13 protein-coding genes and 1 pseudogene are annotated in these 17,648 nt (G+C 36.5%); 10 read left to right on the forward strand and 4 right to left on the reverse strand.

What is annotated here, in order from left to right; all coding sequences use genetic code 11:
- Positions 1-71: 71 nt before the first annotated feature.
- On the reverse strand, positions 72-1,871 hold the full coding sequence (locus HF964_RS04625) for an ABC transporter ATP-binding protein (RefSeq protein WP_168721887.1): 1,800 nt from the start codon (positions 1,869-1,871) through the stop codon (positions 72-74).
- Between the two features lie 469 nt (positions 1,872-2,340).
- On the opposite strand from HF964_RS04625, the gene HF964_RS04630 reads away from it, so the two are divergent.
- From HF964_RS04630 to HF964_RS04650, 5 genes are all read left to right on the forward strand, one after another.
- Entirely contained in the window at positions 2,341-3,750 is a 1,410-nt protein-coding gene (locus HF964_RS04630; protein WP_168721888.1) for an amino acid permease, read from the forward strand.
- Between the two features lie 372 nt (positions 3,751-4,122).
- Positions 4,123-5,517: an amino acid permease gene (locus tag HF964_RS04635; protein WP_168721889.1), complete on the forward strand. Its 1,395-nt coding sequence runs from the start codon at positions 4,123-4,125 to the stop codon at positions 5,515-5,517.
- Positions 5,518-5,715: 198 nt separating this feature from the next.
- A complete protein-coding gene (locus tag HF964_RS04640; protein ID WP_168721890.1) occupies positions 5,716-6,504 on the forward strand; it encodes an alpha/beta fold hydrolase in 789 nt (262 codons plus the stop codon).
- 19 nt (positions 6,505-6,523) lie between these two features.
- Positions 6,524-7,090, forward strand: a complete 567-nt coding sequence (locus tag HF964_RS04645) for an LOG family protein (protein WP_168721891.1) — start codon at positions 6,524-6,526, stop codon at positions 7,088-7,090.
- A gap of 17 nt (positions 7,091-7,107) precedes the next feature.
- Positions 7,108-7,269, forward strand: a complete 162-nt coding sequence (locus HF964_RS04650; RefSeq protein WP_168721892.1) for a hypothetical protein — start codon at positions 7,108-7,110, stop codon at positions 7,267-7,269.
- Between the two features lie 85 nt (positions 7,270-7,354).
- On the opposite strand, the gene HF964_RS04655 is transcribed toward HF964_RS04650, so the two are convergent.
- A complete protein-coding gene (locus HF964_RS04655) occupies positions 7,355-8,242 on the reverse strand; it encodes a LysR family transcriptional regulator (RefSeq protein ID WP_168721893.1) in 888 nt (295 codons plus the stop codon).
- A gap of 188 nt (positions 8,243-8,430) precedes the next feature.
- Between HF964_RS04655 and HF964_RS04660 the strand changes: the two genes are divergently transcribed.
- Positions 8,431-9,681, forward strand: coding sequence for an MFS transporter (locus HF964_RS04660; RefSeq protein ID WP_420850125.1), 1,251 nt, complete (start codon positions 8,431-8,433; stop codon positions 9,679-9,681).
- Positions 9,682-9,801: 120 nt separating this feature from the next.
- Positions 9,802-11,571: an oleate hydratase gene (locus HF964_RS04665; protein ID WP_168721895.1), complete on the forward strand. Its 1,770-nt coding sequence runs from the start codon at positions 9,802-9,804 to the stop codon at positions 11,569-11,571.
- A gap of 41 nt (positions 11,572-11,612) precedes the next feature.
- On the opposite strand, the gene HF964_RS04670 is transcribed toward HF964_RS04665, so the two are convergent.
- Positions 11,613-12,596 carry an alpha/beta hydrolase fold domain-containing protein gene (locus tag HF964_RS04670; protein ID WP_168721896.1) on the reverse strand — a complete coding sequence of 328 codons (984 nt, stop codon included), beginning with the start codon at positions 12,594-12,596 and terminating at the stop codon, positions 11,613-11,615.
- A gap of 64 nt (positions 12,597-12,660) precedes the next feature.
- Positions 12,661-13,632: a LacI family DNA-binding transcriptional regulator gene (locus HF964_RS04675; protein WP_168721897.1), complete on the reverse strand. Its 972-nt coding sequence runs from the start codon at positions 13,630-13,632 to the stop codon at positions 12,661-12,663.
- Between the two features lie 131 nt (positions 13,633-13,763).
- Between HF964_RS04675 and HF964_RS04680 the strand changes: the two genes are divergently transcribed.
- The 3 genes and pseudogenes from HF964_RS04680 to HF964_RS09975 form a co-directional block, all read left to right on the forward strand.
- Positions 13,764-15,119 carry an SLC45 family MFS transporter gene (locus HF964_RS04680; protein WP_168721898.1) on the forward strand — a complete coding sequence of 452 codons (1,356 nt, stop codon included), beginning with the start codon at positions 13,764-13,766 and terminating at the stop codon, positions 15,117-15,119.
- A 17-nt stretch (positions 15,120-15,136) separates the two neighbouring features.
- Positions 15,137-16,810: an alpha-glucosidase gene (locus HF964_RS04685; protein WP_168721899.1), complete on the forward strand. Its 1,674-nt coding sequence runs from the start codon at positions 15,137-15,139 to the stop codon at positions 16,808-16,810.
- Between the two features lie 191 nt (positions 16,811-17,001).
- Positions 17,002-17,565, forward strand: a pseudogene (locus tag HF964_RS09975) (ECF-type riboflavin transporter substrate-binding protein); the annotation flags it as partial.
- Between the last annotated feature and the right edge of the window lie 83 nt (positions 17,566-17,648).

A 17,648-nucleotide genomic window follows, 5' to 3' on the forward strand; every position in this document is an offset into this window, starting at 1 on the left:
GCCTTTTGGAGTAGTTGATGGACGTATTTTTAGTAAAATTCACTTTAAATATACTTATTAAACATATTTACTTATTCAAATTGGGCATCATATAATTTCCGATAAACGCCATCTGCTTGTGCTAATAAACTAGCATGATTTCCACGTTCGACAATCTGACCATGATCCATAACGAGAATTTGATCAGCATTATGAACAGTACTTAAGCGATGAGCGATAACAATTGATGTTTTAGCAACCATAAGATTGTCCAAAGCATGTTGAATTGTTTTTTCAGATTCATTGTCCAACGCTGCAGTAGCCTCATCTAAAATAACAATCGGAGCATTTTTTAATAATGCCCGAGCAATACTAAGTCGTTGCTTTTGACCGCCAGATAATTTAATACCACGCTCACCAACGGCGGTATCCATGCCAGCGGGTAAACCAGTAATAAATTCAGCTATGTCAGCTTGCTTGGCAGCATGCCATAACATTTCAGATGTAGCTTTAGGTGTTCCATAGGCAATATTATCGCCGATTGTTCCGTCGACGATGATTACATCTTGACTAACTAGTGAAATATGACGGCGAAGATCGTGTGTTGCAATAGAAGTGATTGATTGCTTGTCAAAAGAGATTGTGCCATCAGTAACGTCATATAGGCGCATTAATAGCCGGATTAAAGTTGACTTGCCAGCACCTGAGCGCCCAACTAATGCGGTTGTTTTACCAGCGGGGATCTGACAATTAATATGTTCTAGTGCATCAGCTGTTTTAAGTTCATATTGGAAACTAACATTATTAAATGTAATACCAGTTGTTAACGGTTCAGGAAATTCGGTTGGGTTACTTGGTTCAATAACTGCTGCATCAATATTCATTACATCATGAATTCGATCGTAAGAAACCTGAGCAGTTTGAAAAATATTAATCAAGCGTGAAAATGAATTAATTGGATTTTGAAGTAAGGTTACATAACTAAGATAAGCGACTAAATCCCCTATTGTCATTTGACCTTTAATGACTAGATAGCCCCCAAAAGCTAAAACAATTGCTGTTCCACTAGTATTAATTAACAATAATAACGGTTGAAAGATAGCTTGCCACTTAGTTGCTTCAAGAGTATAGTCATTTGTTTTATCAACAATATCTGCGAAAACTTTGGTTTCAGTTTCCTCAGTAGTATAACTTTTAATCAATTCAATTTCAGTTAAAGTTGCTTGTAACTGATTGGAGATTTGTGAATTCATTGACCGTACTTTACTGTAAGCTTCACGAATTCGACTACGGAAGAATCGAATTGTAATAAATAAAATTGGGAATGTCAAGCTGACTAAAAGAGCTAACTGCCAGTTTTGAAGATATAAAAAAATAAGGACAACGATAAAAGTAAATGTATTTCCAACTAAGCCCAAGCTATCACTAGAAATCAATGCTTGTAAATTATTGATGTCACTAGTAAGACGAACCATCAAATCGCCAGTTTTTGAATTTTGAAAAAAAGCATAATCTTGTTGCAAAATCTGACTGTATGTTTTAAGACGAAGCTCTTTAATTGATTGTTGAGATAAAATTTGCATCATGTAACTTGAAGTAAATGACAATAGTCCTAAGATAATAGTTGTTGCTAATAGGCCTAATATGTTAAACCATAACGTGTTTACTTGATGTAAGGCTAAAGCATGATCGATAATATTCTTAGTGAATTGTGGAATAATAAAATTAAGTCCGGCAATTATAATAAGTAAGCCAATATTCAAAAATAAAAGGTTTTTGCGCTTTAAAACACTATTAAAGACAAAATTAAACATTTGTAGCATAGTAGTATCGGTATTTTTTAACTGAGCTTTAATTTCTGACGGACTCATTCGACCAGAAGTTTGTGGCATATGTCATTCCTCCGTTTGGTTAAAATCATAAATTAGTTTAAATAAATTATTTTATTTTAAAACTTATATTAATAGCACTTAGAAAGATATATTAAAAAAAATTAATTTTTTTGGTTTACTAATCTCTTAATAACTAGTATACTCTCCTTTATCAAAAACACGTTGATTAGGACGAGTAACTTTGGGAAAGTCACCAGAAAGATCATGCTAATGGAAATTGATCGATTGCCTCATTGTGAACACTACCTATGAGTAACAGCAGGATTATGGTAACAAAAAGCGCTGTCGGGGTTATTAGCCGTTATACTAATAGTTAAAGTTATCGATAGGCTAATTGGGCTTTTTTGCCTATCTGTTAAATTTGGGTGGTACCGTGCTAATTGCACCCCTGGAATTATATCCAGGGGTGTTTTTTTTATTAATGGTTTTTGATAAGTTGAGTATTTGAAGAAGAGGAGGGTTCAATATCATGGCAGAAAAACATTTAAAACGTGAACTAGCATCACGACATATGCAAATGATTGCGCTAGGTGGCACGATCGGAGTAGGATTATTTATGGGTGCCGCTGCCACCATTAAGTGGACTGGTCCATCAGTCCTTTTAGCTTATGCATTTGCTGGCCTGATTTTATACTTAGTTATGCGCGCCTTAGGTGAAATGTTATATGTTAACCCAACGACAGGGTCATTTGTAAATTATGCTAATGAATATATTCACCCATTGGCTGGCTATTTAACAGCTTGGAGTAATATTTTTCAATGGTTAGTTGTTAGTATCAGTGAGGTAATCGCAGTAGGAGCTTACTTACATTATTGGTGGCCTAATTTTCCAACTTGGACGGCTGGTATTGTAGTAATTATTAGTTTAGCTGCGGCTAATTTAATTTCAGTTAAAGCTTTTGGTGAGATGGAATTTTGGTTTGCTTCGATTAAAGTTTTTACAATTATTGCAATGATTATTTTAGGTTTATTAGTAATCTTATTAGGATTTGGTAATCATTGGCAACCTATTGGTTTCAGTAATTTATGGAGCCATGGAGGATTTTTTACAGGTGGTTTTAAAGGATTCTTTTTTGCATTATCAATCATTGTGGCTTCATATCAAGGAATTGAAATTATTGGTTTAACAGCTGGTGAAGCTAAAGATCCTAAAACTGCAGTAGTTAAATCAATTCACTCAATTGTCTTTCGAATTTTGATTTTTTACATCGGGGCAATTTTTGTAATTGTAACGATTTACCCTTGGAATCAATTAAGTGCATTAGGATCACCATTTGTCCAAACTTTTACAAAGGTTGGGATTACATTTGCAGCTGGGTTAATTAATTTCGTTATGCTAACAGCTGCGATGTCAGGATGTAACTCAGGTATTTTTAGTTCAAGTCGAATGTTATATACCTTAGGGATGGACAATGAAATATCAAAAAAGTTTACCAAAGTGTCACGCTTTAATGTACCTTACATTGCAGTTATTGTAATGGCATTAGGGATGTTAATTGGTTTAGTCTTAAATGAACTAGCACCAATGTTTCTGCATTCAAATACAAATGTCTTTGTTGTGGTTTATAGTTCAAGTGTTTTACCAGGGATGGTACCATGGTTTGTGATTTTACTTAGTGATTTAAAGTTCCGCCGTGCTAATCCTGACTTGATGAAGCAACATCCATTTAAAATGCCATTTTTCCCAATTACTAATTATTTTGCTTTGATAGCGTTAATTATTATTTTAGGATTTATGTTAGTTAATCCTGAAACCCGAATATCAGTAATTGTTGGAATTGTTGTGTTAGCCGTATTAACAGTTGTTTTTTGGCTTAAAGAAGTAGTTAAGAGGAATAATAAAGCTACAGCAAATAGTATTTTAGAGAGTAAAAACTAGAAATACATTAAAAAGTTAATTGATTTATAATCTTTAGGGTTTACTAATTTTGATTTACCTTGTATACTCTTGGTTAATAAATAAAGCGTTGAGTAGGTTTAAGTAATTTAGTCGGTATCTCCAGAAAGATCACGTTGATGAGAGTGATTGGTACTAGCTATTTGAAATCTCCCTACGAGCCTAGTTGAGTACATGTTGATTGGAAAATACTAGCGAGGTTATTGGTCGTTATCCCAATAAGAGTTGTAGGACTTTATACTAAACGTAGTGTTTTTGGACTACTGAACTTGGGTGGAACCGTGCGAAAAGCGCCCCTAGATTAATTATATCTAGGGGCGCTTTTTTTTTGCCCAAAAAAGAGAGGAACGGAATATGGCAGATAAGAATTTAAAACGTGAATTATCATCACGACATATGCAAATGATTGCATTGGGAGGAACAATTGGGGTTGGTTTATTTATGGGAGCTGGTTCAACTATAAAGTGGACTGGTCCATCGGCACTACTGGCATATGCATTTGCCGGGATTATTTTATATTTTGTTATGCGCGCGTTAGGAGAAATGCTATATGTTGATCCTACGACAGGGTCTTTTGTTAATTATGCAAGTAAATACATCCATCCTTTTGCGGGCTTTTTAACCACCTGGAGTAATGTTTTTCAATGGTTAGTTGTGGGAATTAGTGAAGTAATAGCAGTTGGAACTTATTTACATTACTGGTGGCCTAACTTTCCATCATGGATAGCAGGAATAATTGTCGTATTAACATTGGCAGGGGCTAATTTATTTTCAGTTCGCGCATTTGGCGAGATGGAATTTTGGTTTGCGTTTATTAAGGTTGCAACTATTCTAATGATGATTGTTCTGGGGTTAGGTGTTATTTTGTTTGGAATTGGTAATCATGGGGAACCAGTTGGTTTTAGTAATTTATGGAGCCATGGGGGATTTTTTACAGGTGGAATTAAAGGTTTCTTATTTGCACTATCATTAGTTATGGGAGCATATCAAGGTATTGAATTGATTGGCTTAACAGCTGGTGAAGCTAAAAATCCTCAAGCTGCAATTGTTAAGTCAATTCGCACGATTGTTGGTCGGGTATTAATCTTTTATGTTGGTGCTATTTTTGTGATTGTAACAATTTATCCATGGGATGAGTTGAATTCAATTGGTTCACCATTTGTTCAAACATTTACTAAAGTGGGAATCACAATTGCAGCGGGTTTAATTAACTTTGTAATGTTAACTGCTGCGATGTCAGGTTGCAATTCTGGAATGTTTAGTGCTAGTCGGATGCTTTACACATTAGGTAATAATCATGATGCTTCACCAGCATTTACCAAGCTATCACGATTCCAAGTACCATATGTACCGGTAATTGTTTTATCAGTTGGAATGTTGATTGGGATGTTATTAAATGAATTACCAATTGCTAGTTCATCAAATATTTTTGTAATTGTTTATAGTTCAAGTGTTTTACCAGGAATGGTACCATGGTTTGTTATTTTAATTAGTAATTTAAAATTTCGACGTGATCATACAAATCAACTTGAAAAGCATCCATTTAAGATGCCATTCTTTCCGATATCAAACTATTTTTCTTTAGTTATTTTATCAGTAGTTGTTATATTTATGTTTATTAATCAAGAAACACGTATTTCAGTAATCGTTGGGGTATTATACTTAGTACTAGTAAGTGCGATTTATGGAGTTCGGGCGATGATAACTAAATCTAAAACTATTGAAAGTAAGAAATCAGTTATTAATTAAAAGGTTAGAATATTGATATTAAAAAAGTCCGTTGATTACTTTCACGGACTTTTTTAGCTATAATAGGAAATAAAAATAAGTATACTGGAGGGCGAGATGGAATTCACGACAAGCGATCAAATAAAAATAAGTATACTGGAGGGCGAGATGGAATTCACGACAAGCGATCAAATAAAAATAAGTATACTGGAGGGCGAGATGGAATTCACGACAAGCGATCAAATAAAAATTGCGTATACTGATCAAGGTCATGGGCCAGTATTAGTTTTTCTAGCTGGTTATTCTGGTATTAAAGAAGAATGGCAACAGCAAGTACCATTTTTTATTAAGCAAGGATATCGAGTAATAACTTTTGATGCGCGAAACCATGGGCATTCAACGCATCGAGAACTTAATTTAAAAATTGCTCGATTAGGACAAGATTTAGCAGAACTAATGGATTATCTACAACTAAATAATGTGTCCTTAATTGGACATTCAATGGGCGCGGCGGTTATTTGGTCATATTGTATGTTACACAGCACATCTAAAATTAGATGTATCGTTACGACTGATGAATCACCATATCCAATGAATTCAAGAGATTGGCAATATGGTGTCTTAAATCTTAATTGGGAGAATGTGGCACTTGCGGCTGCAACGGTTATGCAAACTAAAATGGCCCAACTACCAATTGCTGAAGCTGTAAAGGATAATCTCCGGGCAGAACACGAGAGTCATCCATTTGACTTTGAAGGTAATCAAATATTATTACGTAACCATTTAACCCAGGATTGGCGTGATTTGATTGCTTCATTAACAGTCCCCCAATTGTATTTAGCTGGTGGTGCATCACCATTGTGGGATGCTAGTCATGCCCAGGTATGTACCAAATTAGCTCTTCCTGGGTTAGCACAATATCACATTTTTCCAGGGGCCGGCCATTTACCACAATTAGAAGTACCTATAACATATAATAAAGTTGTTCATGAATTTTTAAAACATTAATATTAAGGAAGACACAAAGATGAAACGAATTGCAGTATACTGTGGCGCATCTTTTGGCAATCAAGCGGTGTATCAACAAGTAACGGTTGAATTAGGCCGCTGGATGGTTGACCAAAATCTTGGATTAGTGTATGGTGGCGGTAAGTATGGTTTAATGGGTGTATTGGCTAACCAAGTGCTTGATTTAGGAGGTAGTGTTATTGGGATTGTCCCCCAAAATCTAGCTGATATGGGCACAATTTTAGAACGTCTAGAGGATGTCAGAATTGTACCAGATATTTCTGAACGTAAATTAGAAATGTTAAGATTGGGTGATGGTTGCTTGGCATTACCAGGTGGGCCTGGAACTTTAGAGGAAATAGTTGATGCATTTTCATGGATGCGTATTGGTGATAATTTAAAGCCATGTGCTTTTTATAACGTCAATGGTTACTATGACGATTTGCGGGCCATGTTTCAAAAAATGGTTAGTCATGAGTTTTTAACTCAGACAGATTTTGATAAATTATTATTTTCGGATTCACTAAATGAAATTTACCAATTTATGGATACGTATGTACCACCGATTGTTGATATTAAAGGATAAACAGAAAGAAGGACTAAATGGCTTTATTAGCATTATTATTCGTAAGTATTGGGGCTTTTATAACCCACCCAACGCCACTTAGAGCAGGGTTTGTGGTGATAGTTGCGATATTATTTGTAGTTATAGTACCAAAATTGAGTCGGGTAATTCGCAAAGCCATTCAACAACAAAATAAATAGAACAAAAAGGAACTAGGCCTTATTTTTTAGCAGTAATTGCAGCTGAAAAATAAGGCCTAGTTCCTTTTATTTTGTTGGTCAATTTTTATTTATGGTAGAGCGTATCAATAACTGATAATAAAGCCTGCTGAGTTGGAGTAAGCATATGATTTGTTCGATGTACCAGACTAGTGATGAAGATTGGCTGTTCAATATCAAGAATTGGGATGCTAACGATATCATCACGGTTAGGAGTAGCAACTTCACTGAGTAAAGTAATAGCAACATTTTCAGCAACCATATTCATTAGAAAGTTAACATCATGTGACTGAAAGATTATTTTTGGGGTAAAGTGATTTTGATGTGCCATAATTCTTATAGCTTCAGTATGTGCAAAGCTAGAGGCAAAGATAATAAAATTTTCTTTTTTTAATTCGGCAAAATAAATCCCAGTCTTTTTTTGTGCCAATGGGTGATCTTTGGAAAGAAAAATCCGAAAGGGACTACGCCCAAGTTCAGTACGTGATATTTCAGGATCATTATCAGTAGTAATAGTTCCTAATAGTGCTAAATCAATTTCACCGGCCAATAAGCGGTGTCTTAACACACTCGATTCAGCTTCAACAAGTGTAATATCAGCTAACATATGTCGTTGTTGTAAGGCATGTGCAATTTTAGCGAAGTAGCTATTTTGAATAATAGGTGGAATACCAAAAAAAAGTTGTTCATGATTAAGACGCTCAATTTCGGCTTTACTAACACGCCACTCATTTAAAATAGTGGCTACATGCTGTGCAAATTGTTGCCCACTTGGGGTAACAATCAATTCGTTATGTGAACGATCACGAATGACGAGTGTTGTGTCTAATTCTTTTTCGAGTCGTTTAATCGCACTGCTGATGGTAGGTTGACTTACATTGAAGTGTTCTGCCACTTTCGAAAAACTTTTTTGTAAAATTAATTGATTAAAATATTCAAAATCATGCAGATACATTTTTCAACTCCATATATAGCAAGGATTTAGAGCCTACATATAAAATTATTTTATAAGCCCTTTAATGCTTGACTATAACATTTATTCGATAATATAGTCAATAATATCAAATGGTTTAAAGTAATGTTTAATGTTTGATAATCATTAAAAGCAAAGTTATTTTAAACCATGCCTATTTATTAGAGAGGATCACTATGGAAGAGGAAGAGCATTTATTTAATAAGAATTTTATTAGTGTCACGGTTATCAACTTTGCGGTTTACTTAGTTTACTACTTGTTGATTGTTATTATCGCTGTGATTGCCCAAAAGCAATTACATGCAAGTCTTGCGGAAGCCGGGCTTGCTTCAGGAATTTATATTATTGGGACGTTATTTGCCCGCCTGATTATCGGTAAAAAGTTGGAAATAATTGGTCGGAAGAATATTCTGCGTTATGGAGGAATTGCCTACCTAATTACGACCGCTGCTTACCTATACATGCCTAATTTAGCTATTTTATTTGCAATTCGCTTGTTAAACGGGTTCTGTTATGGGATGGTTTCAACGGCGACTAATGCGATTGTTACGGAATACATTCCCTTTTCAAAAAGGGGTGAAGGGATTAACTACTACGGTTTAAGTACGAGTTTAGCCGCTGCCTTTGGACCATTGATTGGTCTTTTACTACTCACATACACTAATTTCTACACAATTATCATTATATCAATTATCTTAATCGTCCTTTCAACACTCGGTAGTTTTATCTTACCGGTTAAAGAAATCGAAGTTAATGCCGAACACTTAGCAACGATGAAGAGTTGTAAACTCAACACGTTCATGGAACGCAAAGTGTTATTTATTTCATTCATCGGTTTGTTGATGGGGCTAGCGTACTCAAGTGTCCTTTCATTCTTGGCATCATACGCTGAAGTGATTCATTTAGTCCAAATCAGTTCATTCTTCTTCCTAGTTTATGCTGGTGCAGTTACCTTGACACGACCAATGTCTGGGAAGATGTTTGATCGCTTTGGCGAAGATAGTGTGATGTATCCTAGCTATATTTTCTTGACACTGGGGTTGTTTGCTCTTAGCTTTACCACGGTTGGTTGGCAATTACTTGGTTCGGGGGTCCTAGTTGGTTTAGGGTACGGAACCTTTATGTCAAATGGACAAGCAGTGGTCTTAAAAACATTACGAACGGAATCCCACAAAATCGGTCTAGGTCTTTCAACTTACTTTATCGGCCTTGACCTCGGGATTGGGATTGGGCCTTACATTTTAGGTGAATTGAAAAACTTCATTTCATTCCAAGAAATGTACTTAGTAGCCGGTATTTTACCATTAGTATGTGCCGTTCTATACAAGATTTACTATAATCCAAGTAAAGTTACTAAAGAAATTGAACAAGAAATCCACCATATTACTGAAAATACGCAACATGGTAAAATGGCTAAATAATTAATAAGACCTCGTCGAAAATCGGCGGGGTCTTATTTTTGGTAATTTAGGAAGGAAATTGCTAGACTAACATTGAAACATGAACTTATTTTAAGGTAAGCAAACCGAGGGGGAATTTATATGTACTATTCAAATGGTAACTATGAAGCATTTGCACGACCACGAAAGCCAGTCGGTGTTGATCAAAAATCAGCGTATATTGTTGGGGGTGGCTTGGCAGGGTTAGCGGCGGCCGCATTCTTAATTCGTGATGGCCATATGGCAGGTGACCGGATTCATGTTTTTGAAGAATTAGCAATTCCGGGGGGCTCACTTGATGGGGCTTTAAATCCAGATAGGGTTTTTATCATTCGTGGCGGTCGCGAAATGGAAAACCACTTCGAATGTTTATGGGATTTATACCACTCAATTCCATCACTTGAAGTTGCGGATGCTTCCGTTTTAGATGAATTTTATTGGCTTGATAAAGATGATCCGAATTCATCAAATTGCCGGTTAATTTACAAAAAAGGTCAAGAAGTCCCAGATGATGGTGAATTTACATTAGGTAAAGCCACCGCTGAAATTATCAAATTGGTGATGACACCAGAAGATGCCTTGATTGGTCAAAGTATCGAAGACTTTTTCTCAGATGAGTTTTTTGCATCTAATTTCTGGTATTACTGGTGCTCAATGTTTGCGTTTGAACGGTGGCATTCAGCCCAAGAAATGCGTCGGTATGTGATGCGCTTTATCCACCACGTGAAGGGCTTGCCTGATTTTACCGCCTTGAAATTCACGCGTTACAATCAATATGAATCACTCGTATTACCATTGATTAAATATCTTGAAAATCATGGGGTTGATTTCCAATACGATACCATCGTCAAGAATGTCGAAGTTGAAATTAATGGTGACGAAAAAGTTGCTAAACGCATTTTCTTAGTCCAAGCAGGGACTGAAAAAACTTTCGAGTTAACGCCTGATGATTTAGTATTTGTAACCAATGGTTCGATTACTGAAAGTACGACGCATGGTAGTCACCACCAACCAGCCATTCCTAATCCTGATATGGGGGCCAGTTGGCAATTATGGCAAAACTTAGCTCAACAATCACCAGAGTTTGGGAAACCAGATGTATTTAGTACTAATTTACCAGCCCAAAGTTGGTATATTTCAGCGACAGTAACCCTTAAAAATGAAGATGTCATTCCGTACTTGGAACGCTTAACTAATCGCGACACCCATTCAGGTAAAATTGTGACCGGGGGAATTGTCACTGTCCGCGATTCAAATTGGTTAATGAGTTTCTGTGTGCACCGCCAACCCCACTTTAAGCAACAAAATCCCAATGAAACAATTATGTGGGTCTACGCATTACTTTCTGATGAACCCGGTAATTACGTTAATAAGAAAATTGTTGATTGTACTGGTGAAGAAATTGCCCAAGAATTGTTCTATCACTTAGGGGTACCCGCCCACCGAATTAAAGAATTTGCCGCTAATTCATGTAATGTCGTACCAACGTACATGCCATTTATTACGTCATACTTTATGAAACGTGAACCAGGTGATCGCCCATTGGTAATCCCAAATGGTTCAAAAAACTTAGCCTTTATTGGTAACTTTGCGGAAACAGAACGTGATACGGTCTTTACGACTGAATATTCAGTCCGGACAGCCATGGAAGCCGTTTACCAATTACTAGATGTTGAACGTGGCGTCCCAGAAGTCTTTGCATCAGTTTATGATATTCGCGAACTTTTAAAATCAATTTATGTGCTTAGTGATGGCAAGACAATTGATGAACTTGATATTCCGGTACCACGCTTTGCGAAGCGGATTGGCCGCCGTAAAATTGAAGGAACATTTATTGAAGAGTTATTGAAACAAGCAAAATTGATTGATTAACTAAAAAGAACCCAAAGCCAGCGGCTTTGGGTTCTTTTTAGTTAATCGTTAGCTTTAATTATGTTAACAATTTCAGCTAATGATTCTTTTGCTTCGGGAATGATTGGTAAAGATGAGAAAACATGGAGCATTTTAGGATAGATATGCGTGTTAACATCCCAATCATGTTCAAGGGCAAGGGCTTTAAAGCGTTTGGCATCAGCAAATAAAATATCATGGGTACCAGTAAAGACATCAATTGGTGGTAAGTTACTTGAATCACCATAGATGGGACTAACCAAGGGATCACTTGGTGCTAAAGGACCGGCATATTTTTCACCTTGGAAGCGAACTTGACCAGTATTTAACATCTGATCGAGCGGTTGAATTGCATCAATTGCGGGATTAGTCATTGTAACATCTAACCAAGGTGATAATAAAATCGCCCGACTAGGTAATAACTTCACATCAAGATCACGTAATTTTTGCATGAAGGCGAGTTGGAAACCACCCCCAGCTGAATCCCCCATAAAGGTAATATTTTCGGGTTTGACCCCTTCTTCAGCAAGTAATTGTTGGTACGTATCTAGAATCATGGCATGCACTTCAGGAGCGTGGTGCGCCGGTGCTTTGGGATAAATTGGCATGACAATCCGCGCGTTAAGTTTTTTGGCGAGGTGATGAAGCATGGCGTAGTGGAAATAAATTGGTTGCATCCAATAGGCACCACCATGAACATAGAAAATAATGCGTTGATTATCTTCATTGAATTCGTTTAATTCGATGATATCGGCATTATCAGGGCGGGCTTTAAAGCCAAATTGTAATTGAACGTTTTTGGGTACGACGTAGGGTTGTTCACTCGCTTGATATAATTTTTGATAATCAGCCACGGACTTGATTGGTGGGAATGGCTTGAGGACCTTGATAGCATCACTGATTAACCAACTGCTTTGACTTTGGTGTTCTTTGTGCGCTTGGTATTTAGTGTAGGCATAACCAGCGCCAAGAGTTGCTAGTAGGAAGGCTCCAAATTTATATTTCATTGACGATACTCCTTTAATTAAGTGTTTATTTTAGTCTAGCATAGGATAAAATTTTAGTGGATTATCAAGTCTCCACCAAAGGGACTAAATTTGGCTGATGATCGCTTGTAGTGCCACCAAAGACCAAGTGCGGACGTAATAATCGATTTTCAGCAGGCTGACCTTCGAGTTGCACTAACAGGCTGTCAATTAGCGCTTGGGCGATTTCTTTGAGGGGTTGTTGGACAGTTGTTAAACGTTGACTAGTAATTTGATTTAAAAAAATACCGTCAAAACCAATTACACTAACGGTCTCGGGCACTTTAATTTTGTTAAGGGCCAGGCCATTTAATAAGCCCATTGCAATCCGATCAGTGGCGGCGACAAAGGCACTATTGGGTTTGATATCGAGATGGCGAATTAGTTGGAAAGCTTGTTTTTCGTTATTTAAAATTTGGTGGACATGTCGTGGGGTTTGGAATTTATTAATGGCCCCCAAATAACCGACTAACCGTGCTAGCGCAAAGTATTCTGGCAGTTTAACCCCGACGTAATAAATATTTTCAATTCCTTGTTCCAGTAAATAAGTTGTCGCCATATAAGTGCCAAGTGAATTATCAACATCGACAAATGGAATTGCTGGGCCAAGGGAACCATAAGTAACGACGGGTTTACCAAGAGTTTGCAAAAATGGAATGTCAGTTTGGCGGCCACCCACAACAATTAAACCATCGACGTGATTAACTTCAACTTGGCGGTTATGCCCAATTTCTAAACTATAACCTAACCGTTGTAATTCCTCAGCTAGGTAGATTAGTAACTTAGCATAATATGGTTCGACAGTTTCGATATCTTCTAAAATTAAAAATTGAATTACATAATGGCGGCTTTGAGTAAGCGCAAGGGCCGCGCGATTAGGTGTATAACCAAGGCTATCAATCACTTTTTCAACTAGTTCACGCACATCAGCAGAGACCTGTTCAGGGTGATTGATAACCCGTGAAACAGTCATTTTTGATACATGGGCTTCACGAGCAATATCAGTCAAAGTTGTCATGGACATATTCTCCTTAAAATTCTTGTTACCGGTAACACGTTTTAAAATATTGTAAGCGTTTCCATTATGCGGTAAATTAATGAAGTAGTCAAAGATATTTAAAATAAATTAATTTCTAGGAGGAAATTAAGATGCAAGCAAGTGCTAATCATGTTCGTAGTTTACCGCTTCTTTCAAAAAAAACAATCATGCTAATGACATTTGGTAATCTGGGTGTTTCAATGGCTTTTTCATTACAAAGTTCTAGCATGGGACGAATATTTCAAACCATCGGAGCAGATCCAACTAAATTAGGCTTCTTTTTTATTCTACCACCACTTGTGGGCTTATTTGTCCAACCATTAGTCGGTTATTTCTCAGATAAGACGTGGTTACCCAAACTGGGTGGCCGGCGCTTACCTTATTTATTAATTGGTGCGTTTGTATCAGTAATTATGATGATGTTGCTACCTAACTCAGGCTCATTTGGCTTTGGATATGACTCCCTAGCTGCGTTGTCATTTGGAGCATTTGCAATTTTATTTATGGATTTATCTTCAAACGTCGCTATGCAACCATTTAAAATGATTATTGGTGATACTGTTAATGATAATCAAAAAAATTATGCATGGTCATATCAATCAATTTGGAGTAACATTGGTAGTATTTTAGCAACATTATTACCTTTTGGCTTAACAGCAATTGGGGTTGCAAACGTTGCTGCTAAGGGGCGTATCCCAGATTCTGTTATTTATGCATTTTATATTGGTGCTATTTTATTAGTTGTTAGTTCGTTATTCACGATAAAAAACGTTCATGAATATAATGATGTTGAATATGCAAAGTACCATGGTGTTACTAATGAACAAAAAAATGAGAAAAAAGGATTCTTTGAACTGTTAAAGTCAGCACCTAAAGTTTTTTGGACCTTAACAATTGTACAATTCTTCTGCTGGGGTGCATTCCAATACCTTTGGACTTACGGTACTGGAGCTGTAGCGGATAATGTTTGGCATACTAATGATCCAACCACTGCTGCTTATCAAGCAGCTGGTAACTGGTTTGGTATTTTATCAGCAGTTCAAGCAGTCGCTTCAGTAGTGTGGGGATTTGTGTTATCAAATACTCATCCAAGTCAACGTAAAGTGGCTTACTTTGGTGGTCTTTTATTAGGTGGGATTGGTTTTGCATCAATTTTCTTTATTCATACTCAATATCCATTGATTTTATCATTTGTCTTAATTGGTATTGGCTGGGTAACGACAACGTCAATTCCATTTATGTATCTTACCACTGCGTTGCAAGGGCAAAATGAGGGTACGTATTTAGGATTGTTTAATGGGTCAATTTGTTTACCACAAATTGTGGCATCGGTTGCTTCATTTGCAATCTTCCCGTTACTACATGATCATATGCCAAGTATGTTATTGATTGCAGGGATGCTTTTGATTATCGGTGCTTTTGCTTCATTTGGAGTTAAAGAACACTTAGCAGCAACGGTTAAATAATTTAAAGGAGTAAAACAATGCCAAAACAACTAAAATGGTGGCAAGATCAAGTTGCCTATCAAATCTATCCACGTTCATTCCAAGATACAAATGCTGATGGTATTGGTGATTTACAAGGGATTATTAGTAAGTTAGATTACTTAAAAAGTTTGGGAGTTACCATGATTTGGATTTCACCGATTTACCAATCACCAATGGTAGATATGGGGTATGATATATCTGATTATCAAGCTATTGATCCTCAATTTGGGACGATGGCTGATTTTGATGAGTTATTGATAAAAGCTAAGCAGCGTGATATTAAAATTATTATGGATTTAGTTGTTAATCACACTTCTGACCAACATGCATGGTTTAAAGCAGCCTTAGCTGATCCAAAGAGCAAATATCGAGATTATTATATTTTTAAACAAACAAATAATGGTAAAGTGCCTAATAATTGGCGAGGTATTTTTGGTGGATCAACATGGACAGAAGTTCCAGGTGAACCAGGAAATTATTACTTCCATACTTTTGCACCACAACAACCTGAATTAAATTGGGAAAATCCAGAGTTACGCCAAGAAATATATCAAATGATAAATTGGTGGTTAGATAAAGGTATTGGTGGTTTTCGGATTGATGCGATTACTCATTTAAAGAAAGACTTAGACTGGGCTAGTATCGAACCTGATGCTAATGATGGAATGGCTAGTGTCGTAAAAAAAGGCCAAAATAGGCCTGGAATTAATCTTTTCTTAGATGAATTAAAACGAGAAACATTTGATAAATATGACTGTGTCACGATTGGTGAAGCATACGGTGTTCCTGAAGCTGATTTAAAAAGGTATATTGGCCCAGATGGCTACTTTTCAATGATTTTTGATTTTAGCTACATGAATATCGATGTTAAAAATGTTGATGAGTGGTTTCGTGGTCGTGCTAATTGGACGGTACCTGATTTGAAGGAGATTCTTTTCAATAGTCAACGAGCTATCCATACAATTGGGGGCCATGCTGCTAATGTACTTGAAAATCATGATCAGCCACGAGTGTTATCAAAACTAGTACCTAATAAAGCTGATCAAACACCAACCGCTGCTAAGGCTTTGGCAACAATGTATTATTATTTACCAGGAGTACCATTTATTTACCAAGGTCAAGAAATTGGTATGAAAAATGCACATCGCAATTCAATTGAAGAATTTAACGATGTATCAACCATTAATAACTACCATGCAGGCTTGGCAGCTGGGATGAGTATGAGTGAGACTTTGGCTTCAGTTAATGCAAAGTCTCGTGATAATGCCCGAACACCAATGCAATGGGATGACAGTGTATTTGGTGGCTTTTCAACAGTAACGCCATGGTTACCAATGGGTGATGATCGAGATGATATTAATGTAGTCGCTGAGGATGTTGATCAAACATCTGTCCTTAACTTTTATCGGCAATTAGGTCAACTACGGCAGACTGATATTCATAATATTTTGATTGAAGGCACCTTAAAACCTATTAACTTAGGTGCTAATGTTGTTGCTTATCAGCGTATACTAGCTGCAAAGCAAGTGACATTGATTGTTAATTTAGACAATCAAAATGTTAGCGTTGAATATCAGTTTGATGAGGTACTTTTAAATAATTTGCCAACTTTAGATAATACAGCAAATAAAATCACATTGGCAGCATATCAAGCAATTGTGGTGCGCTAAATAAACGATAAAAAAGCTCAAGGATACTCCTTGGGCCTTTTTATCGTTTATTTAGTTAATATTATTATCAAAATATTAATAGTTCTTAAATTATATTCGGTATACCTCAATAAAGACTGCAAAGCATTTCATTTTTATAGTAATATCTTAATATACATATTATGTTCGGGTATAAGAGATATTTTGAGATTATGAGAGGAGTACAAGTGAATAAGAAAACGAAACGTAAGGGGTTAAGCGTTAGAACGGTTGTAGCTATTGGGATTGGGACTGCTATTTTATTTTTATTAAAACGGTGGGTTTCGATTCCAACATTTTTCCCTAATACGAGTATTGATACGTCGTACGGTTTTTTAGGATTTTTCGCAGTTCTTTTTGGACCAACTGCTGCTTTTATTATTGGATTTGCTGGTCATGCCTTGAATGATGCTACTCAATTTGGTAGTCCATGGTGGTCGTGGGTATTTACTACCGGACTAATCGGCTTGGCAATTGGTTTGTTGAAAAATTATCTAGATATTGAGAGTGGCCAATTTGGAAGACGTAAAATTGCTATTTATAATGTAATACAAGTTGTTATTAATTTTATTGGTTGGGCAATTGTTGCACCAATTCTAGATATGATAATTTATTCTGAACCAGCTACTAAAGTTTTTGTGCAAGGTATTATTGCTAGTATTTCAAATAGTATTTCAACTGGTGTAATCGGGACAATACTACTAGTAGCATACGCCAAGTCACGGACACAAAAGGGAAGTTTGGTGCATGAAGATGCTGGTTCACAAAGAACCTTAAAAGCACCATCGCAATCAGCACAGGAAGCTACAGTAGATACTGT

It is taken from the genome of Periweissella fabalis, assembly GCF_012396505.1.
Classification (GTDB): domain Bacteria; phylum Bacillota; class Bacilli; order Lactobacillales; family Lactobacillaceae; genus Periweissella; species Periweissella fabalis.